General features: G+C 52.1%; 16 protein-coding genes. 6 read left to right on the forward strand and 10 right to left on the reverse strand.

All coding sequences use genetic code 11. The annotated features are described in order from the left end of the window. Window positions 1-110: 110 nt before the first annotated feature. From AC53GJ_RS20795 to AC53GJ_RS20815, 5 genes are all read left to right on the forward strand, one after another. On the forward strand, window positions 111-1,367 hold the full coding sequence (locus AC53GJ_RS20795) for an efflux RND transporter periplasmic adaptor subunit (protein ID WP_496730314.1): 1,257 nt from the start codon (window positions 111-113) through the stop codon (window positions 1,365-1,367). Window positions 1,368-1,386: 19 nt separating this feature from the next. Then, window positions 1,387-2,085 carry an ABC transporter ATP-binding protein gene (locus AC53GJ_RS20800; RefSeq protein ID WP_496730315.1) on the forward strand — a complete coding sequence of 233 codons (699 nt, stop codon included), beginning with the start codon at window positions 1,387-1,389 and terminating at the stop codon, window positions 2,083-2,085. 1 nt (window position 2,086) lies between these two features. Then, window positions 2,087-4,489: an ABC transporter permease gene (locus AC53GJ_RS20805; protein WP_496730316.1), complete on the forward strand. Its 2,403-nt coding sequence runs from the start codon at window positions 2,087-2,089 to the stop codon at window positions 4,487-4,489. A gap of 141 nt (window positions 4,490-4,630) precedes the next feature. Continuing rightward, window positions 4,631-5,986, forward strand: a complete 1,356-nt coding sequence (locus AC53GJ_RS20810; protein WP_496730317.1) for a hypothetical protein — start codon at window positions 4,631-4,633, stop codon at window positions 5,984-5,986. Then, window positions 5,986-7,425 (forward strand): tetratricopeptide repeat protein, encoded by a 1,440-nt coding sequence (locus AC53GJ_RS20815; RefSeq protein WP_496730318.1) that lies wholly within the window; start codon window positions 5,986-5,988, stop codon window positions 7,423-7,425. The genes AC53GJ_RS20810 and AC53GJ_RS20815 overlap by 1 nt, the downstream gene beginning before the upstream one ends. Window positions 7,426-7,433: 8 nt before the next feature. Here the strand turns inward: AC53GJ_RS20815 and cysQ are convergent, their stop codons facing one another. The 6 genes from cysQ to sstT form a co-directional block, all read right to left on the reverse strand. Further along, a complete protein-coding gene (gene cysQ, locus AC53GJ_RS20820; RefSeq protein ID WP_496730319.1) occupies window positions 7,434-8,204 on the reverse strand; it encodes a 3'(2'),5'-bisphosphate nucleotidase CysQ in 771 nt (256 codons plus the stop codon). After that, window positions 8,201-8,794, reverse strand: a complete 594-nt coding sequence (gene cysC / locus AC53GJ_RS20825) for an adenylyl-sulfate kinase (RefSeq protein ID WP_496730320.1) — start codon at window positions 8,792-8,794, stop codon at window positions 8,201-8,203. Before cysC ends, cysQ begins: the two co-directional genes overlap by 4 nt. Window positions 8,795-8,859: 65 nt before the next feature. Further along, window positions 8,860-10,284, reverse strand: coding sequence for a sulfate adenylyltransferase subunit CysN (cysN, locus tag AC53GJ_RS20830; RefSeq protein WP_496730321.1), 1,425 nt, complete (start codon window positions 10,282-10,284; stop codon window positions 8,860-8,862). Continuing rightward, a complete protein-coding gene (gene cysD / locus AC53GJ_RS20835; protein WP_496732831.1) occupies window positions 10,284-11,192 on the reverse strand; it encodes a sulfate adenylyltransferase subunit CysD in 909 nt (302 codons plus the stop codon). The genes cysN and cysD overlap by 1 nt, the downstream gene beginning before the upstream one ends. Window positions 11,193-11,257: 65 nt before the next feature. After that, window positions 11,258-12,679: a siroheme synthase CysG gene (cysG, locus tag AC53GJ_RS20840; RefSeq protein WP_496730322.1), complete on the reverse strand. Its 1,422-nt coding sequence runs from the start codon at window positions 12,677-12,679 to the stop codon at window positions 11,258-11,260. 248 nt (window positions 12,680-12,927) lie between these two features. Beyond that, window positions 12,928-14,133 carry a serine/threonine transporter SstT gene (gene sstT, locus AC53GJ_RS20845; RefSeq protein ID WP_496730323.1) on the reverse strand — a complete coding sequence of 402 codons (1,206 nt, stop codon included), beginning with the start codon at window positions 14,131-14,133 and terminating at the stop codon, window positions 12,928-12,930. Between the two features lie 95 nt (window positions 14,134-14,228). Here sstT and AC53GJ_RS20850 point away from each other — a divergent pair, with 95 nt between their 5' ends. Next, complete coding sequence (locus tag AC53GJ_RS20850) at window positions 14,229-14,381, forward strand: hypothetical protein (protein WP_496730324.1); 153 nt, start codon at window positions 14,229-14,231, stop codon at window positions 14,379-14,381. A 99-nt stretch (window positions 14,382-14,480) separates the two neighbouring features. Here the strand turns inward: AC53GJ_RS20850 and AC53GJ_RS20855 are convergent, their stop codons facing one another. The 4 genes from AC53GJ_RS20855 to AC53GJ_RS20870 form a co-directional block, all read right to left on the reverse strand. Beyond that, window positions 14,481-15,881 carry a S41 family peptidase gene (locus AC53GJ_RS20855; protein WP_496730325.1) on the reverse strand — a complete coding sequence of 467 codons (1,401 nt, stop codon included), beginning with the start codon at window positions 15,879-15,881 and terminating at the stop codon, window positions 14,481-14,483. A 139-nt stretch (window positions 15,882-16,020) separates the two neighbouring features. Further along, complete coding sequence (locus AC53GJ_RS20860) at window positions 16,021-16,761, reverse strand: phosphoadenylyl-sulfate reductase (RefSeq protein WP_496730326.1); 741 nt, start codon at window positions 16,759-16,761, stop codon at window positions 16,021-16,023. 73 nt (window positions 16,762-16,834) lie between these two features. Further along, a complete protein-coding gene (cysI, locus tag AC53GJ_RS20865; RefSeq protein ID WP_496730327.1) occupies window positions 16,835-18,553 on the reverse strand; it encodes an assimilatory sulfite reductase (NADPH) hemoprotein subunit in 1,719 nt (572 codons plus the stop codon). After that, complete coding sequence (locus tag AC53GJ_RS20870; RefSeq protein ID WP_496730328.1) at window positions 18,553-20,361, reverse strand: assimilatory sulfite reductase (NADPH) flavoprotein subunit; 1,809 nt, start codon at window positions 20,359-20,361, stop codon at window positions 18,553-18,555. The genes cysI and AC53GJ_RS20870 overlap by 1 nt, the downstream gene beginning before the upstream one ends. Window positions 20,362-20,366: the final 5 nt, after the last annotated feature.

Raw genomic sequence — 20,366 nt, forward strand, 5'->3', positions numbered from 1 at the left:
TTGAAATAAAACAACATACAAATTTGGCCTGACAATTGAATTCATCACAGTAGTTAGATCACCAAGGCCCTGCGCGGCAAACCGCCCGGCCAATGACGGAGCATAACAACATGGATAAAAAAATCAGTCAGCCCGGCTGGCAACAACAACTACGCAAATTTGCACTGCCGCTGGTAGCCGTGCTTGGTGGTCTGGCGCTGTACAATTTCAGTCAGGCCAGCCCCAGCGGCCAGAGTCAGCATGTCAATAAAGCCGGCCTGGAAATCAGTACTGTCCGCCAGGGCATGTTCCAGCTGACACTGCCAGTACGGGGCCAGATTGTGCCTAAAACCACCATTTATCTGGACAGCATCGCCGGTGGTCAGATTGAACAACGGCTGGCCGAGCAAGGCGATTATGTCGAACAAGGCCAACCCTTGCTGCGGCTGAGCAATACCAGTTTGCAACTGGAAGTGATGAGCCGGGAAGCCCAGGTGACAGAGCAACTGAATTTTTTGCGTAATACCCAGATGACAATGGAAACCAACCGGCTGAATCTGCGGCGTGACTTGTTGGATACAGAGCTGCAAATCAGTCACTTAAAACGCAAATTACAACAAACTGAATTGTTGCTGGCAAAAAAACTGGTCGCCAGCGATACCCTGACGCAACTGCAACAGGATCTGCAATATTTTGTGGATCGCCGCCAACTGACGCTGGAGCAACAAGCGCAGGAAAACAGCATCCGGGCACAGCAACTGACACAACTGGAAGACAGCGCCAAAATGCTGCAAACCAATCTGCAACTGGCGCGCAGCAATCTGGACAATTTACTGGTGCGGGCGCCGGTCAGTGGTTATCTCAGCGAATTAAATGCCGAAGTCGGAGAGTCGAAAGAGCGTGGTGCCAGGCTTGGTCAAATTGATCTGCCGGACGAATTTAAGCTGGTGATGCAACTGGACGAATTTTATCTCAATCAGGTCAGCCGCGACATGCCGGTGCGGATCAGGCTGGAGCAACAAGCCATCGAGGCCCGCATCAGCAAAATCGATAGCCGCGTCAATCAAGCCCAGTTTCAAATTGAAGTGGCCTTACCCAAAGATATCACTGGCATTCGCCGTGGCCAGAGTCTGGATGCCGAGCTGCTGCTCGGCGGTGAACAACGCCAGGCCCTGCTGCTGAAACGCGGCGCCTTTATCGGCAGCAGCGGTGGCAACTGGGTCTATGTACTGGATCCCACCAGCCAGCAAGCTGTGCGCCGCGACATCAGACTGGGTCAGCGTAATCAACATGATGTGGAAGTGCTGGACGGCCTGCTGGCTGGCGATCAGGTGATTACTTCTGCTTACAGCAACTTCGACAAAGCGACAAATCTTAATTTAAAATAAATAAAATCAAGGAATTATCATGATCAAACTTTCACAAATTCAACGCGTGTTCCGCACGCATGACATTGAAACTACCGCCTTACAACAGATCGATCTCAACATTCATGCCGGAGAGTTCGTCGCCATTATGGGACCGTCCGGTTGCGGTAAATCAACCTTGCTGGCCATTCTGGGTATGTTGGATTCTGCCAGCAGTGGCAGTTACTGCTTTGATGGTCAGGACATCAGCCACTTCAGCGAACAACAACTGGCTAACCTGCGCAAAGCCAGTGTTGGTTTTGTCTTTCAGAGTTTTAACCTGATTGATGAGTTAACGGTGTTTGAAAATGTCGAATTGCCGTTGCAGTACCTGAACATCGGCGCAGCTGAACGTAAAAGTCGGGTGCTGGCGATGTTGCAACGGGTTGGCATCGATCATCGCGCCAATCACTTGCCACAACAATTGTCCGGCGGCCAGCAACAACGGGTCGCAGTGGCGCGGGCGCTGGTGATTAACCCCAAGCTCATTTTGGCCGATGAACCGACCGGTAACCTCGACTCGAAAAATGGTGAAGAAGTAATGACGATGCTGCGTGAGCTGAACCAGGCTGGCACCACAGTGGTGATTGTCACCCACTCGGAAAAAGAAGGCAGTTATGCTGACCGGCTCGTCCGGATGCTGGATGGCCGCATTATGCTGGACCGCGCCGCCAACCAGCAACACAGCGAGGTGGCTTAACATGCTGAGTAATTATGTACACACCGCGCTGCGGGCTTTTGCCAGACACCGGCTGCATTTTGTGCTGAATCTGGCGGGCCTCACTCTTGGCCTGACCGCTGCGCTGCTGATTGCGTTATACGCCAGCTTTGAATCCTCTTATGATCACTATCAGCCCAACGCCGAGCGCGTCTGGCGGGTCGAACAATATTATCCTTCGATGGCGGCCGGTATTCCGCTGACCAATAAAAACGCCATCAACCGGCTGCGGCAGCAGCCCGGCATTGAAGATGCGCTGACCATAGAGCCGCTGACACCTGGCACTGAATTCAGGGTCGGTGAACAAAGATTCCGCTTAGATGGCGTGATGGGCGTGGGTGCCAATCTGACTGATTTTATCCAATTAGAGCTACTGAGCGGCAATTTAAGCCAGGTGCTGAGCACGCCCAAGCAACTGGCAGTGAGCGCCAGTTATGCCAACATGTTGTTCGGCGAGCTGAATGTGGTTGGCCGCCCCCTGCAACAAGGCGATAGTCAATGGACCATAGGCGCTGTGTTTGCCGATTTACCCCAAAACAGCCATTTTGCGTTTAATGCCTTGCATCAGCTCAGCCCTTTTGAGGAAAATTATCAGCATAATACCGGTTATCAATATCTGCGCCTGACCGCTGGCACCGATGTGCCAGCCCTGGTCCGCAGCCTGCAACAACACTATATTCAACTGGCGTATCCGGGCGAACCCGCTGACATCATGCAACTGTCGCTGCAGCCACTGACGGCCATTCATTTAAATGGCGGCCTGCGCTATGAAATGAAAGCCACCGGCTCGCGCAGTTCAGTACAGATTTGTCTTGGTTTAAGTGTGCTGCTGGTGCTGTTAGCGGCCTTTAATTTTATCAATATGAGTATTGCCCAGTCGGCACGGCGCGCCAAAGAAGTGGGTGTGCGCAAAGCGTTGGGCGCCAGCCGGGCCCAAATTATTCTGCAGTTTTTAACTGAATCAGTGCTTATTACCCTGCTAGCCGCAGTGCTGGCTTGTGCCCTGACCGAACTGAGTCTGCCCTGGTTTAATCAATTGGTGGAACGGCAGTTAACCCTGGACTATTGGTCAGCCTTTGGCCTGGCCTTGCTGCTGGTCGTATTATTGGTGGGCGTCAGCGCTGGCGCTTATCCGGCATTTTTTATGGCGGCCTTTAGCGCCAAACGGGTGCTGAGCGGTGATTTACAACGCGGTCAGACCGCCATTCTGGTGCGAAAAACTTTATTAACCTTGCAATCGGCGTTGTCGGTGGCGCTGATTATTGCCGCCCTGCTGCTGCAACAACAACTGCAGTTTTTACAACAGCTGCCGGTTGGTTACCAGCGCGAAGGCAAAATCCAGGTGACAGAAATTCCAAGCAAGCATTTGTTATATCAGCAAAATCCACAACTTTTAAACCGGATCAAGGCCATCACCGGGGTGAAGCAAGTCGGGGTGGTCGATATTTCCATCACCAACTCTTTTAACTCCTCACTGCCGCTGTCATCCGACAATGGCGTGATGCGTGATCAGACAGTGCCTTTTATTGGCGTTGGCATGCAACCAGTGCAGATTATGGGTCTTGACCTGATCGCCGGCCGTGATTTTAGCGACCACACCGCCAGCGACTGGTATCAACGACTGGACGACAAACACCGGCAAGCGGCCGCCATTATCAGTGAGTCGCTGGTGAAACAGGCCGGTTTTACTTCACCTGAGCAAGCCATTGGCAAAACACTACTCAGTCAGCATGGCGATAACTTTCATTTCCGCCTGACCATTGTCGGCGTGGTGAAGGATATTAAAGTCGGCTCTGGCCGTGGCGCGCAACCGGCACCAGTGCTGGTCTGCGGTTACACCAACAACAATAACAGCCGGTTGCTGCTGGATATTGATATGCAACAGCTGCCAGCCATTCGCGGGCAACTGAATCAAATCCTGGCGCAAAGCCTGAATATCCACAATCCTGATATTGAGATCCTGGCCGACAATTATCAGGCTATTTATCAAAATGATGCCCGCACAGCACAGTTGGTTAGCATATTCAGTGGTCTGGCGATGCTGCTGGCTGCCTTTGGCACCTTTGGTCTGGCCTCGTTTTCAGCGTTAAGACGGCAAAAAGAAGTGTCAATCCGTAAAGTGCTGGGCGCGTCCAGGCTCAGTCTGGTCAATTTGCTGGCACGCGAATTCCTGCTGTTGGTGGCGCTCAGTTTAGCGCTGGCATTTCCGCTAACCTGGTGGTTGGTACAAGACTGGCTGCAAAACTTTAATGATCGCATCAGCCAGAGCGGCTGGGTTTATCTGCTGGCAGCCCTGATAGTTGCGGCAATCACCTGGTTAACAGTCGCAGCCATCGCCTTTAAAGCCGCCAGCAGCAGACCGGCCGAAGTGTTGCGCTGCGAGTGATGGCTCGCACTCTGTCACAAAGATTTTTAGGTTGTTTGGCTCTCTCGCCAAACAACCTGCCAGCAAACTTGAGCAGGCTTCTGATAGCGGATACTATGAGCTCCTGTGTCGGTTGTTACACTCCTTGATGGATTTATTCAGATGACTTATCAAGCTCCTGCCGAACTGATGGCTGTGATGCAGCAAATTCAGTTTGAAGTCGCATTAAATGCCGACGATCCGCGTTATGTCGATACCCAACAAGCGCGCGGTAGTGAACAGACCTATCAGCGGCTGGCAAAAAAATTTGGTTTTAATCCGGCAAATCAGGTTTTTATGCCTGCCAGCAGCGTGCATCTGCTGCTGTTTGGCCATGTTGGCAGCGGTAAGACCACAGAGTTACGGCAATACACGCAAAAATTTAGCCAGAGCGGCCACTATTATGTGATTGAAGTCGATGTGATGAGCAAACTGGACCGCAATAATCTGCAGTTCAGTGAAACCTTACTGGTGATGGCGGAACGACTGGCAGAGCAACTGGCCATTGATTGCTTCGAAGTAAGCGCCGAAGCCCTGGAACCAGTACTGAGCTGGTTTAGGAATATTGAACAAAGTGGGCAACATCAGCAGGAATTATCGGCCACGATCAGTGGCGAAATCAGCGCGGGTGGCGGCCTTCCAGGGCTGTTCAGGCTGCTGAGTAAAATTACCACCACCGCCAAAACCGGTTCTAGCCGAAAAACCGCCTGGCGGGAAGAAGTACGTAACAGATTCAGTGCACTGGCCGAAGCCTTTAATCAACTGCTGCAAGCGGCAGAGCAAGCACTAACTGCAGCAAGCGGCCAGGCCAAACGTGTGTTGTTTGTGCTGGATGGCACCGATAAACTGAAGAGCGAAGATACCGCCCGTTTTTTTGTGCAAGATGCCGAACAACTGCTAGCACTGAATGCACTGGTGATTTACACCGCGCCATTGCATCTGAAATATCAGGGTTATCTGGTCGGCCGGCTGCAAGATATTGTGTTGCCGATGATCAAGCTACAGGACAACACAGGTGCACCTTATCCACCAGGGCAAGCAGCAATGCATGGTTTGCTATTGCGCCGGGCAGACAAAGCCTTATTCCGCGATGACAGCGTAATCGACCGGTTGGTGCAACACAGTGGCGGCCATCCGCGGGAGTTATTAAGGCTGTTACAGCTTTGCTGTGAATATGCCGATGAACGCATTGGCTTGCCAGAGCTGGCCAAAGCCGAACAACAGCTGGCCGCCGATTTTCGTCGCTTTCTGACCAAAGCTGATTATGAGTTGCTCGTGCAGATTGACCATGAAAGCAGCCATCAGGGCACCAGCGAACAAATTCAGGATCTGCTCTACAAACTTGCCTTGATGGAATACAACGATGGCAGTTGGCGCCGCAGTCATCCGGCTGTCCGGCTGCTGGAGGGCTATCAGCAGGCAGAACAACGGTTGTTTCCTGAAATTAAGGTGATGTCACCTTCAAGGAAAAATAACTGATGAGCGTTGGGCACAACCCCCAACAATTGTCGCTGAGCGCCGCCAGCCAATTAACGGCGGCGCAGTTTGAAACCTATCAGCGCTTAAGCAAAAGGCTGTTGCATGGACCGCAATTTCAGTTGCTGCTGGTCGATTGTCAGGACGAACAGCTACAACAACAACTGCAACCATTGTTACAAGTACTTTGCCAGCAGGCAGGCCTGACGGCGACTATCCTTACCTGTCGCGAACTATCGGACGTTTTTGCCCTGCAGCAGCAGTTACAACAGTTGGCGGCACAACATGCTGTGATCCAACTGGCAGGTGCCGCTTACTGGTTCAGCACTGCCAGTCGCTGGGCTGATTTAAACTTACTCAGAGAAAACATTGCCGCTCATGCGCCATGTCGGCTGCTGTTCTGGCTGGATGAGCCTAGTATTGCCACCATGATTAGCGAGGCACCGGATTGGTGGGCCTGGCGTAGCGGTGTTTATCATTTTGCGTCAGAGGCTGTGACTGAAATCGTTCGACCTGAGCCAACCAAAGATTTACTGCAATTATCAGCACAACACCACGATCAGACTGTCAGAAGAATTGCGGTATTAAACCAATGGCTACAAACTGGTGCCGCTAATGATGCTGAATTAGCCATTCCGCTTTGGGTCGAGTTAGCGGAGTTATATAAAAAACTTGGCGAATGGGATAAAGCCTTAGCTATTTACCAGCATCAGTGCCTGCCGAAACTGCAACAACTAGTCGATTTACTTGGTGTAATTATTATCAAAGGTAAAATCGCTGATATATGGATACTTCAAGGCAAACTGGCGGCTGCCCACACCTTACTGCAAGATGAGGTACTGCCTGCGTTGCGACCATTCGGTGATAAAACTTTAATTGCCATCAACCAAGGCCGACTGGCAGATATTTTGGTACAGCGTGGGGACTTAAGCCTGGCCTTGCAGATTAGACAACAGCAAGAATTACCGCATTTTGAGCAAGCCGGTGATCTGCGAAGTGTAGCCATGACACAAGGCAAAATTGCAGACATTTTAGTTCGACAACATCAGTTAGAGCCCGCCTTAACTCTCCTGTCTGAACAGGTTTTACCGCTTTTTCAAAAATTGAACGACAGGCATAGTATCTCTATTGTTCAAAGCAGAATTGCCGATATTTATTTCCAGCGGGGTCAGACTGAACAAGCGTTGCAGTTGCTGCAACAACTGGTTTTACCCATACATCAGAAGCTTGGTGATCAACATGCTATTGCGGTCTGCCAAAGTAAAATTGCCGATATGCTGGCGTACCGCGGTGAATATCAAGCGGCCTTGCAGTTGTTGCAGACCGCGGTGTTGCCTGTGCTGCAACAACTGCATAATCCACAACAAATAGAATTAGTGCAACAACGGATCACTGCGCTGCAAGCCCGTCTGGTAGCCAGTCCTGACCAAAAAGGAGGCTGAATAACAGCTCAGCCCACCCGCACTACAAAATTGCCATTCCGTAGATTTTCGCGCTGATAGGCCGGGCCTTCGATGCCGTCGTACTGCACGCTGGCACCTGCGGCCACGGCAATGGCGTGACCGGCGCCGGTATCCCACAGCATGGTCGGGCCAAACCGTGGGTAAATATGCGCAGCGCCTTCGGCCACTAAGCAGAACTTTAACGAACTGCCGACGGCAACTAATTCATGCTGTGGAAATTGCGCCAGATAAGGTTCTACTTCAGGCTGATAATGGCTTTTACTGCCGACCAGCCGCACGGTTTCACCGGCTTGCGGCGCCAGCGCCTGAATGGCCCGTTCACCGCGCTCATCTGCCACAAAAGCGCCTAAGCCAAGGCCGCCGCTATAGGTTTTGCCCAGCACTGGCGCATGGATCACGCCGAGCACAGGTTCACCCGCCTCAATCAAGGCGATATTGACGGTAAACTCGCCATTGCGTTTGATAAACTCTTTAGTGCCATCGAGCGGATCGACCAGCCAGTAGCGCTGCCAGTGCTGACGCACTGTCCACGGAATATCGGCAGCTTCTTCGGATAACACCGGAATATCCGGTGTCAGTGCAGTCAGCTCGCGCATAATCAACTGATGCGCGGCTAAATCGGCTGCGGTCAACGGGCTATCGTCCGCTTTGTGTTCCACCTGCAGTTGCTGTGGCTGCTGATAAATCGCCAGAATTTCAGCACCCGCCGCGATACTGATTTGGCGAATGGCAGGCAATAACTGCGAAAGTTCGTTCATAGGATAATGCCGCGTTGTTGTAATAACTGCAGTAATTGTTGCACACTTTCATCCAGCGACAACAGCCCGGTATCGAGCACGATATCGGCCTGCTGCGGCGCTTCATAGGGATCAGAAATACCGGTAAAGTTTGCAATTTCACCACGACGGGCTTTTTGATACAGTCCTTTTACATCACGTTGCTCACACACCTCAAGACTGGTCGCGACATAAACTTCAATAAAACAGCCGGCTGGCAATGCCTGCCGAATCGCCTCACGCTGGCTACGCAGCGGCGAAATAAAAGCACTGAGCACAATTAAACCGGCGTCCACCATCAGACCGGCGACAGCGCCAACGCGGCGTAAATTTTCGGTGCGGTCTGCTGCGGAAAAGCCTAAATCAGCACATAAGCCATGCCGCACATTGTCGCCATCGAGCAAATAGGTATGGGCACCCCGCGCCACCAGTGCTTGTTCTAACGCACCTGCTACTGTGGATTTGCCAGCGCCACTTAAGCCGGTAAACCACAAGACCACCGCTTGTTGCTGCTTTTGCGCTTGCCGCTCGGCGCGGCTAATCTGATGTTGTTGCCAGACGATATTGCTCATAGCTTTCCAAAATCTTGTTGTGAAGCGAAGCGGAGCACAGAACTCCGCTTCAGTGGTTGCTGCGGTTACAGCTTACTGATATCGAGCGCCTGCCAGTGTGGATAATGCTGGCGAATAAAGGCATTCAGCGCCAGTTCCTGCGCACTGAATTTGCTGTGCGCCTGGACTGCACTCAGCGCGCTATCGACCAATCCAGCCCCCACGGTGATATTGCTCAGCCGGTCGATAAAGATAAAACCACCGGTATCCCGATTTTGCTGGTAGGCATCAAACACCACAGCTTCGGTGAGTTCCAGTTCCACCAAGGCGATGCTGTTTAACCCCAACGACTGTGCCGAAAACTCAGCCAGCGTATTGACATCAATGGCATGGCGGATTGCCGTCACTTTACCTGGCACTTTTTTCGTCGCCAGCTTGATGTTATAAGTCTTGCCGAGCGTCAGCTCGTCCTCGTGCATCCACACCACTTTGGCCAGCAACCGGTTCGATAAACTGGCTTGATGCTGCTGCGGCACTATCACATCACCGCGGCTGATATCAATTTCATCGGTCAGGGTCAAGGTCACCGCTTGCCCGGCGAAGGCAGAAGGTAATTCGCCATCAAAGGTCACTATTGATTTAATCACCGAGCTTTTGCCAGAAGGCAGCGCTGTGATGGTATCGCCGACGGTAAAAGTACCGGCGGCAATAGTGCCAGCAAAACCGCGGAAATCTAAGTTCGGTCTATTCACGTACTGCACCGGCAAGCGCGCATCACCCTGCAGGTTAAAACCATTGACTGGCACTTGCTCCAGTTTCTCCAGCAAAGTTGGACCTACATACCAAGGGCTTTGCTCTGAACGGTTGACGACGTTGTCGCCGTTCAGCGCCGACAAAGGCACAAAATCAATCACCGGCTGCGCGCCTGATTGTGCCGACAACTGCTGCGCAAACGCCAGATATTCCTGCTGAATTTCCGCAAAACGCGCCGCGGAAAAACCGACCAGATCCATTTTGTTAATGGCCACCACAAACTGCTTAATCCCCAGCAAAGCACAGATAAAGCTGTGGCGACGGGTCTGAGTTTGCACGCCGTAACGGGCATCCACCAGAATAATGGCCAGATCGCAGTTGGACGCGCCGGTCGCCATATTGCGGGTGTACTGCTCATGGCCTGGCGTGTCAGCAATAATAAACTTGCGCTTAGCCGTCGAGAAATAACGGTATGCGACGTCTATGGTAATACCTTGCTCGCGTTCAGCCTGCAGACCATCCACCAGCAAAGCCAGATCGACCGCTTCGCCGGTGGTGCCATGGGTTTTACTGTCTTTATGCAGCGCCGCCAATTGGTCTTCATAAATTTGCGCGCTGTCGTGCAGCAAACGGCCAATCAAGGTGCTTTTGCCGTCATCGACCGAACCACAGGTTAAAAACTTCAGCAAAGATTTGTGCTGCTGTTGTTTGAGGTACTCTTCGATCCCCAGTTGTTCAAGTTCAATTGCCACTGACATCAGAAATAGCCCTCACGTTTTTTCTTTTCCATTGATCCACTGGAATCGCTATCAATCACCCGGCCTTGCCGTTCACTGGAGCGCGATAACAACATTTCTTCAATAATGCCGGTTAAGCTGGTGGCGGTAGATTCCACCGCACCGGTCAGCGGGTAACAACCCAAGGTCCGGAACCTGACCAGTTTCTGCTGCGGCACTTCACCTGGCGCTAACGGCATGCGGTCGTCATCCACCATAATCAGCGTGCCATTACGCTCGACCACTGGCCGCTCGGCGGCAAAATACAGCGGCACAATATCGATATTTTCCTGATAGATATATTGCCAGATATCCAGTTCAGTCCAGTTTGACAGCGGGAACACCCGGATACTTTCGCCTTTATTGACCTGACCGTTGTAAGTGTGCCACAGCTCAGGGCGCTGATTTTTTGGATCCCAGCGATGGTATTGATCACGAAACGAATAAATCCGCTCTTTGGCGCGGGATTTTTCTTCATCCCGCCGGGCACCGCCAAAAGCGGCATCAAAACCGTATTGGTTCAGCGCTTGTTTCAGACCTTCAGTTTTCATCACGTCGGTATGCTTGGCACTGCCAAAGGTGAATGGGTTCATCCCCATCGCCATGCCTTCCGGATTTTTGTGCACCAGTAACTCAAAGTCGTATTCTTTGGCTAAGCGGTCACGAAATTCAATCATTTCGCGAAATTTCCAGTCGGTGTCGACGTGCAACAACGGAAATGGAATTTTGCCGGGATAAAATGCTTTACGGGCCAGATGCAACAGCACCGACGAGTCTTTGCCAATTGAATATAACATCACCGGATGATCAAATTCGGCCGCCACTTCACGGAAGATCTGGATGCTTTCGGCTTCCAGCTGCTGTAAGTGGGTTAAGGTTTGCGCTGTCAACTTATGCACCTGAGTCCCCTCAATTCAAAATCTATCAATAAGTAATCTGTCGCAGCATCCGGCATTCAGGCCAGCTGGGTCAAGGGCTGGGCAAACACCGCGGCCCCTTGCTGCTTGCCAAACCAGGCCAGCTTGCTCTGTAAACTCACCACTTCACCAATCACCAATAACGCCGGCGACTGTATCTGGTGCTGTTCAACCAGCGTCGCCAGTTCAGCCAGAGTGCCGGTGATCACCCGTTGTTCCGGGCGGGTACCATTTTCTAAAATAGCTACAGGCGTCGTCGCGGCGCGACCGGCTTGTAATAACTGCTGCTGAATATGGCTGGATTTCATCAATCCCATATAAATCACCAGCGTCTGGCGTGGCCGGCTCAGACTGTGCCAGTCCGGTTCCTGACCATCTTTCTGACAATGGCCGGTGACAAACTGCACGGCTTGGGCATGATCACGATGGGTCAGCGGAATACCGGCATAAGCGGCACAACCAGCCGCTGCGGTAATGCCGGGCACCACCTGAAACGGGATCTGGTGCGGCAGCAATACTTCAATTTCTTCAGCGCCGCGACCAAAGATAAAAGGGTCACCGCCTTTTAACCGGCATACTTTTTTGCCTGCGAGCGCCAGATTAATCAGCAACTGATTGGTATGCTCTTGCGCCACCGAATGTGCGCCGGCTTTTTTGCCAACACAAATCAGCTCGGCATCACGCCGCACCAACTGCATAATAGGTTCTGACACCAGATAGTCGTACACCACCACATCGGCTTGTTGCATCAGTTGCAAGGCTTTGAGCGTCAACAGTTCCGGATCGCCCGGCCCTGCCCCCACCACATAAACTTCACCAAGGCTGGGTTGATGCTGCTCGAGTGCAGCCGTCAGTTCAACTTCAGCGGCACTGAATTGTTGTTTCTGCACCAGGCTGACCACAGCAGAATTAAACACTTTTTCCCAAAATTGCCGGCGCTGGGCAAACCCCTGAATTTTTTGCTGCACTTTGCCACGAAACTTGCCCACCAGCTCAGCCAGCGGCCCTAAGTGCTGTGGCAATAAAGTTTCCAGTTTTTCCCGCAGCCGTCTGACCAGCACAGGCGCAGTACCACCACTGGAAATGGCAACTAAAATCGGTGAACGGTCGATAATGGAAGGGAAAATAAATTCACATTTGGCCTGGTCATCCACGGTATTGACCCAGATTTGCCGGGCAGTGGCGGCTTGATGCACGGCAGCATTGACGTCGTCGTCATCGGTCGCCGCCAGCACCAGCCAATGACCTGCCAATTGTGCCGGCGCAAAATCACCCTGGATTAGCCGCGCTTGTTGTTGTTGCTGCCACTGGTAAAATTCGGCTTCAAACTGATGCGATACCACAGTTAAGACGGCACCGGCACTGAGTAAAGTGCGGGCTTTACGCAGCGCCACATGGCCGCCACCGACCAGCAACACGGCTTTGCCACTAAGATTGGTGAAAATGGGTAAATACTGCACTGTTTGCTCCCGGACTCGCATCGCCTCTGTGCCACAACTCTGTTGAGCTACAGCAGAATGGCAGCGGCATTGGACAGAGTGGTCTCCTTATTGCCGCTGTTTTCTCATACAGGCCGAATATTAGACGTCTAAACGTCCTGAATCCAAGAAGGGATTGCACTCAGATATAACTAAATGGAATTAGCATAGCGCGGATGGTCGAAAAAGCTCGACCGGCCGTTGCAAGCGCAACAACCGGTCTATGGTGATCACTCTTGCAAACCGGCCTGACAAACCGCAGCGGTAAATACCACATCGGTGGAACTATTGAGGGCGGTTTCGCAGGAATCCTGTACCACGCCGATAATAAAGCCGATGGCGACCACTTGCATCGCGACATCGCTGGAGATGCCAAATAAACCACAGGCCAATGGGATCAATAACAAGGAACCACCAGCCACGCCAGAAGCACCACAGGCGGAAATCGATGCCACAATACTGAGTAAAATGGCGGTGGCAAAATCAACTTCAATGCCGAGCGTATGCACAGCCGCCAGCGTAAGCACCGTAATGGTAATAGCGGCACCAGCCATATTGATGGTCGCCCCGAGCGGAATAGAAACCGAATAGGTGTCTTCATCCAGTTTAAGTTTTTCCGCCAGCATCATATTGACCGGAATATTGGCTGCCGAACTGCGGGTAAAAAAGGCTGGGATACCACTTTCCCGTAAACAGGTCAGCACCAGCGGATAAGGATTTTTCCGAGTGGTGACAAACACCAGCAGCGGGTTTACCACCAGCGCAATCAACAACATAGAGCCAACTAACACGGCCAGTAACTGACCGAAACTGGCAAGGCCGGCAAAACCTGTGGTAGCGACTGTTTCGGCGACTAAACCAAAAATACCAATAGGTGCCAGCCGGATAATAAAAGTCACCAGCATCGAAATACCGTGCGAGACATCGGCAAATACTTGTTTGGTGGTTTTACTGGCATGATGTAAACCCAATCCCAGACCAATAGCCCAGGCCAGTACGCCAATAAAATTGCCGGTCAGCAAGGCATTAATCGGATTATCCACCACCTGCATTAACACAGTTTTCAGCACCTGACTGATCCCTTCCGGCGGTGTCACCGCATCTGCCGTGCCCGCCAGTACCAAGGTGGTTGGAAATAAGAAACTGGCTGCTACCGCTGTCAGCGCCGCTAAAAAAGTGCCGGTCAGATACAACACCAGCACAGGTTTCATCTTGCTGGCACCACCAATTTTGCGGTTGGCAATCGAAGAAGCCACTAAAATAAACACCAGAATAGGCGCAATCGCTTTTAATGCTTTGACAAACAAAGCCCCCAGCATCGCCACCGCCTGACCGGCTTCTGCCGACCAACTGGCCAGCGCAATACCACAAAAAATACCCAGCAATATTTGCGGGACCAAACCAAACCGAAAACCGGCAGAAGGAGTTGAAGTCATCAGCGCACTGTTCCTGTGATTAAATTTTGTCGCCGATTGTGCCGACAAAGTCAGAGGCTGGCAACTATTCAAGCGATGGAACCAGGATTTGCCGGGTGACAATGCCAGTTGGCAATGTAAATTTCATGCTGATGGAAGACGACAATCCTTATGTCTGGTTCGATTTTGCTTTCAAAGCAGAGCAAGCCAGCAACGATGATGATGATGCGGTCGATGATGACCGCAAACTGATTGCCTCAGCGCCTTAAGCTATAGCTATGAACCGGCTGATAAAACGCGTTATCAGGCTAAATTGAACATGCTGACACAACTGGCAGCCAAATGACTGCCGTGTGGCCTGGAACCATTTAGTTGGTTTGGTCTGCGAATCTGGCCTGTACGGCCTGTACCAGTTGATCTGGTGCTGTCACTGGATCTGGCATTAACCAGTCTGGTGTCAGCAATTCTGTGCTAAAACCACCCGCTGGCCGTGCAGCCCAGAACCTCGGTACGATAATCTTCAGTTGGCTATGCGGCAAAGTAGCGAACTGAATACCGCCGGTGGTGCGGGCTCGGGCATACGAACCTTCGCCAGCCAGCGTGGCAAAACCAAAGTCCTGCAGCACATTACAAAACAGCACCGCCGACGAATAAGTCCGCCGACCAGTCAGCACCACCACTTTGCCGCTAAAACGCAGGGGATTACTCAGCGCAGGTTGATACCAGGTATCAAACTCGTTGTCGAGCACCAGACCGGCCGGTTCAGTGGCGCTGGCGCGACTGGCGATAACTTTTTTCTTGTTCGACGACCCCACCCGATAGGGCCGGTCCGCCAGATAAGGCATCACATGGTCAAGCCAGGCGGTATCATTGCCACCCCGATTCTCCCGCACATCAATAATCAGCTTGCTGGCACCCGCTTGTTTCATTTTGGCGAAGGCTTGCTGGGTAAAAGTGCCAATTTGCTGTTCATCAGGCCAGTTAAAGGTGCTTAGTTGCAGGTAACCTGTGTTGGCATCCAACAACCGGAAGCTAAAATTTTCGGCAAATTTTTCACTGGTTTTACCAAGTACTGCAGCTTTGGTACTGGCGGGTAGCTTGATGCTGGTCAACTGACCATGTTGCCGCAGTTGTAAGCTGAATTCGGCAGGCGTGCCAAACACTGTCGCGTAATACAACTGAAACGCTGGCCCCAACAAGTTGGCGCGGTTCAGCGGATTATCACCATGCCGCAGCGCCAGCAATTGCCGGCTGAGCTCGGACGCCTGCATCCCATTAATACGTTCAATGCTGGCACCACGCCATGGCGTGTCCGCCCCACCCGCCAGCGCCAGCACCACCAATTCGCCATCAGGCTTGACATGCACTTCCAGTGGAAACACCCCACCGCTTGTTGCAATCAATTGCGTCATATCACTGTCTGCTGCCGGCAAATTCACTGACCAGTGGCCATCATTAAATAGCGGATTCAGACTAGCGGTCAATTGCCAGAATTGGTTGGCGCTCATTGGCTGCGTCAGACTGGCGGCCATCTCAGCAAAAACCTGCGCCAATTGTGCAGGATCAGCAGAATGCGCGATATCCGGATGGGTGGCGGCGATAAAATCTTGCAGACTTTGTAAATCGGCTTGCAGTTGCGCCGGGTTCAAGCTGGTGGCCGCTGGTTGCTCTTGTGGCGAGGGCAGCCGCGGGCTGGCGATACTGGCGCTAAATGGTTGTGCAACAGCACTTATGAACAGGATAAAAGCAGATAAATTTTTAGTCAGCATTGAAGTTTTCCAGGCGATGAAAGGGTTAATTCACGGCTTGGTCGCAACAGATGTGAAAAAAGTTTTGTGTTATTGCAAATAATTTATCGGTAGGCTTGTATGGCAGCAGCGACCGGCCATAGCTGGCCGTCAGTTGCCATTAAATGCCATCGCCCGCCACATGCAGGCCACATTCGCGGCCAAGGCCATTAAAACGGGTTTCTTCTTCCGTCATCCCCAGTTCCAGCGGCCGGCTGGAGTGGGTATCACCCACGGAAACATAACCCTGCTCCCACAACGGATGGTACGGCAGGTTGTGATCTTTTAAATAATAGTGAATGTCTTTATTGCTCCATTCAACGATAGGACAAAACTTCACCACATCCCGTTGCACGCTGACAATAGGCGTGTCAGCGCGGGTCGAACTCTGACTACGGCGCAAGCCGCTAAACCAGCTTTGCACTGCCAGTTCCTGCTGCGCCCTGACCATAGGCTCAACTTTATTCAGTTGATTATATTGTTTTAACCCCTCAGACGTGGTCCAGAGCTTCCCAAAGCGAGCTTCCTGCCAGGCCGGACTGAGCGCACTGCGATACACGTGCAGATTGAGCTGTAGCTTGTCGGTCAGCTCATCGATAAAACGGTAAGTTTCCGGGAACAAATAACCGGTGTCCGTCAGCACCACCGGCAGATCCGGCTTGACGCTGGTGCACAGATGCAACATCACCGCAGCCTGAATGCCAAAGCTGGAACTCAGCATATGCTTGCCCGGTAATTCGTGCAGGGCAAACTCGATGCGCTGCGCTGCGCTGAGCGGCGTCAGTAGTTGATTTAGTTCGCTCAGCAAGCTGTGCTGGGTAGCGGCATCTAGGGTTAATAACTGCAGGTATTTACTCATCATTTACTCTTTAGCACCAGCAGCGCATACGGTAATAACAGCATGCGCAAAGTTGCAGCAAGTTGTGGTTTCAAGTTCAGGCATGGAAATCGGTTTTACTGACTTTCACTTCTGCCACCACACCCATACGAATGACAAAATCACCAAAACATTCGCCGGCGCTGCGCTCCGTGGCCCAGCGGCCAATCAGCGTGTCCAGTGCCGCCAGAATGTCTGCTTCGGCCACGTTATCCAGATACAGTTTTGGAATGCGGGTACCGGCAGTATTACCGCCTAAATACAAATTATACTTGCCAGGGCCACGACCGACTAAACCGGCTTCGGCCAGCATGGCGCGACCACAGCCGTTCGGGCAACCTACCACCCGCAGGATAATATGATCATCGGCCACACCATGTTTGGCCAGAATACCTTCAACATGGGTGACTAAAGTTGGCAGATAACGCTCCGCTTCCGCCATCGCCAGTGGGCAAGTCGGCAGCGACACACAGGCCATCGAATTTTTGCGCTGTTCTGTGACGCTGTCTTCAATCAGACCATGGCTGCGGGCAATAGCTTCAATCTGCGCTTTATCTTCCGCCGCCACCCCGGCAATAATCAGGTTCTGATTGGCGGTCATCCGAAAATCACCTTTGTGGATACGGGCAATTTCCGACACGCCGGTTTTCAGCGGTTTACCCGGGTAATCCAGCAAGCGGCCGTTTTCGATAAACAGCGTTAAATGATGTTTGCCATCAATGCCTTCAACCCAACCAAAGCGGTCGCCACGATGGGTAAATTGATAAGGCCGGCTCGGCTGGAACTGCACGCCAACGCGTTTTTCCACTTCCTGCTTAAAAGCGTCCACGCCGATGCGGTCAATGGTGTATTTGGTTTTGGCATTTTTGCGGTTGACCCGGTCACCATAATCACGTTGCACCGTGACGACATGCTCCGCCACTTTCAGCACATGCTCAAGGCCAATAAAGCCAAAGTCTTCAGCGCGACGGGGATAGGTGCCTTTGTCACCATGCGTCATGGCCAGACCTCCACCGACCAGCACGTTAAAACCGACCAACTGGCCGTTTTCGGCTATGGCGACAAAGTTTAAGTCGTTGGCATGCACGTCAATGTCGTTATGCGGCGGGATCACCACTGTGGTTTTAAACTTACGCGGTAAATAAGTATCGCCCAGCACTGGTTCAATTTCGGTGGTTTCGACTTTTTCTTCATCTAACCAGATTTCGGCATAAGCACGGGTTTTTGGCAACAGATGCTCAGAAATTTTCACTGCCCATGCATAGGCTTGCTGGTGCAGTACTGATTCCACCGGGTTGGAAGTACAGAGCACATTGCGGTTGACGTCACCGGCGGTGGCAATCGAATCAATGCCAATGCTGTGCAGCATCTGATGCATGGGTTTGATATTGGGTTTAAACACACCGTGGAACTGAAAAGTCTGCCGGGTGGTTAACCTGATACTGCCATACAGGGTTTTTTCGCTGGCAAATTTATCAATAGCCAGCCACTGCTCAGGTTTGATAATGCCACCCGGCATCCGCGCTCTGAGCATCACATTATGCAGCGGTTCCAGTTTTTGCTCGGCGCGTTCGGCGCGGATATCGCGGTCATCTTGCTGATACATGCCGTGAAAACGCACCAACAGGAAGTTATCACCGACAAAACCACCGGTAATTTCGTTTTTCAAATCTGTAGTTATAGTCCCGCGTAAATGCTGGCTTTCGGCCTTTAAGCGCTCGTTATCAGACAAGGCGCCCTGCACTTGCAGCTCAGGGTTAATTGGATATTGGCTCATTAATAGACATCCTTCTGATAACGTTTAGTTTCACGCAGTTGTTCCAGGTAATCAGCGGCAGCGTCTTCGCTCAAACCACCATAAGTTTGGGCGATTTGTAGTAACGCCTGGTGCACATCTTTAGCCATTTTGCTGCCGTCACCACAGACATACAAATGAGCGCCCTGTGCTAACCAACTCCAGACTTCCGCCCCTTTGGCCAGCAACTTATGCTGCACATAGACTTTTTCGCTCTGATCGCGGCTAAAGGCCACATCCAGTTTGCTCAGCACACCGCGTTTTAAATAATCCTGTAATTCCACCTGATATAAAAAATCCTGGGTGAAATGTGGATTACCAAAGAATAACCAGTTTTGCCCGGTGGCACCGGCGTTATCCCGCTCCTGCAGGAAAGCACGGAATGGCGCAATACCAGTCCCAGGACCAATCATAATCACTGCGGTGTCATGCGCTGGCAGGCGGAAATTATCATTATGCTCGACAAACACCCGCAGTTTGCCGCCTTCGGCCAGTCGATCGGCCAGGAAACCGGAAGCGCCGCCCAGATGTGGCTGGCCAAAAGCGTCATACCGCACCACGCCGACGGTTAAATGCACTTCTTCGCCGACTTCAGCCTGACTGGAGGCAATCGAATATAACCTCGGTTGTTGCCGGCGCAGGCTATCAACCAGTTGTTGTGCTGACAACGCAGCCGGGTATTGCAAAATCACATCCTGCGTCTGATGCGCAGCTAAAAATTCCCGCAGCGCCGCTTTATCAGCAGCCAATTGTTGTAACTCTGGCTGACTGGTGGCTTGCGCATATTTTTCGACAAAAGAAGGATAAGACTGCGTCAATTCCAGCTTATCCGTCAGCGCCGTTGCAATATCTAAGCTGCTGCCATCTAAGGTCACCGCAGTGTCAGGCGCAATACCAGTTGCCTGCAAAATGGCACTGACCATAGCCGGATCATTGCTGAAATAAACGCCAAGCGCATCACCTGGCTGATAGGTCAGGCCAGAATCGGCCAGCGAAACCTCCAGATGCCGGACATCTTTGCTGGAATGGCGGCCGGTAATTTTCTGATTCACCGCTAATTCGGCCAGCAGCGGTTGTTGCTTGCTGTATAAACTGTGGGACGATTCGCTCACACCTGGCCAGGCAATCACTTGCGCCGTCGGCGCGCTATTGGCCGCCGTCAATAAGGGGGCGAACTGTGCTAAAGCTTGTTGCTGCCAGCTACTGGCCTCGGCGGCATAGTCGACATCCAGCAGTGCGACAGGCTGTAAGCGTTGCGCCCCTAATGTCGCCAGCTTGTTGTCAAAATCCAGCGCCGTCTGACAGAACAAGTCATAAGAGCTATCACCTAACCCCAATACGGCGTAATGCAACTGCGGTAATGCTGGCGCTTTTTTGCCAAACAGGAATTTATGAAAACTGACCGCCGCCTCTGGTGGCTCGCCTTCGCCATAAGTGGATGTGACGATAATCAGGTATTTTTCTTTTGTAAGCGCATTGGTTTTATAACTGGCAATATCCTGCAGTGCCACGGCCAGGCCCTGACTTTCAGCGGCCGCTTTGATGTTACTGGCCACGCCTTTGGCATTACCGGTTTGCGAAGCATATAAAATCGTTAAAGTTGCCGCTTCCGCGACCTGAGCCGGCGCGACCGGTCCTGTGCCTTGTCCGGCCAACTGTGCCGCCGCGGCCAGATAACCACTGACCCAGGCCTGCTGGATTGGATTCAGCTGGCTGACCAGCGCCTGTAAATCTTTAACTTGCTGCGCACTCAGCGGACTTGCCTGTGCGGTCAGTGAAGCCAGAAGCATAACAA

The organism is Rheinheimera sp. B2H12 (assembly GCF_059620065.1).

What these genes read in the sequence shown, in the direction of transcription:
- AC53GJ_RS20815 (WP_496730318.1), top strand. Translation starts at nt 5,986, where the DNA reads ATGAGCGTTGGGCACAACCCCCAACAATTGTCGCTGAGCGCCGCCAGC.
- AC53GJ_RS20860 (WP_496730326.1), bottom strand. Translation starts at nt 16,761, where the DNA reads ATGATGAGTAAATACCTGCAGTTATTAACCCTAGATGCCGCTACCCAG.
- cysC (WP_496730320.1), bottom strand. Translation starts at nt 8,794, where the DNA reads ATGAGCAATATCGTCTGGCAACAACATCAGATTAGCCGCGCCGAGCGG.
- cysN (WP_496730321.1), bottom strand. Translation starts at nt 10,284, where the DNA reads ATGTCAGTGGCAATTGAACTTGAACAACTGGGGATCGAAGAGTACCTC.
- AC53GJ_RS20855 (WP_496730325.1), bottom strand. Translation starts at nt 15,881, where the DNA reads ATGCTGACTAAAAATTTATCTGCTTTTATCCTGTTCATAAGTGCTGTT.
- AC53GJ_RS20805 (WP_496730316.1), top strand. Translation starts at nt 2,087, where the DNA reads ATGCTGAGTAATTATGTACACACCGCGCTGCGGGCTTTTGCCAGACAC.
- AC53GJ_RS20810 (WP_496730317.1), top strand. Translation starts at nt 4,631, where the DNA reads ATGACTTATCAAGCTCCTGCCGAACTGATGGCTGTGATGCAGCAAATT.
- AC53GJ_RS20870 (WP_496730328.1), bottom strand. Translation starts at nt 20,361, where the DNA reads ATGCTTCTGGCTTCACTGACCGCACAGGCAAGTCCGCTGAGTGCGCAG.
- cysQ (WP_496730319.1), bottom strand. Translation starts at nt 8,204, where the DNA reads ATGAACGAACTTTCGCAGTTATTGCCTGCCATTCGCCAAATCAGTATC.
- AC53GJ_RS20800 (WP_496730315.1), top strand. Translation starts at nt 1,387, where the DNA reads ATGATCAAACTTTCACAAATTCAACGCGTGTTCCGCACGCATGACATT.
- sstT (WP_496730323.1), bottom strand. Translation starts at nt 14,133, where the DNA reads ATGACTTCAACTCCTTCTGCCGGTTTTCGGTTTGGTTTGGTCCCGCAA.
- AC53GJ_RS20795 (WP_496730314.1), top strand. Translation starts at nt 111, where the DNA reads ATGGATAAAAAAATCAGTCAGCCCGGCTGGCAACAACAACTACGCAAA.
- cysI (WP_496730327.1), bottom strand. Translation starts at nt 18,553, where the DNA reads ATGAGCCAATATCCAATTAACCCTGAGCTGCAAGTGCAGGGCGCCTTG.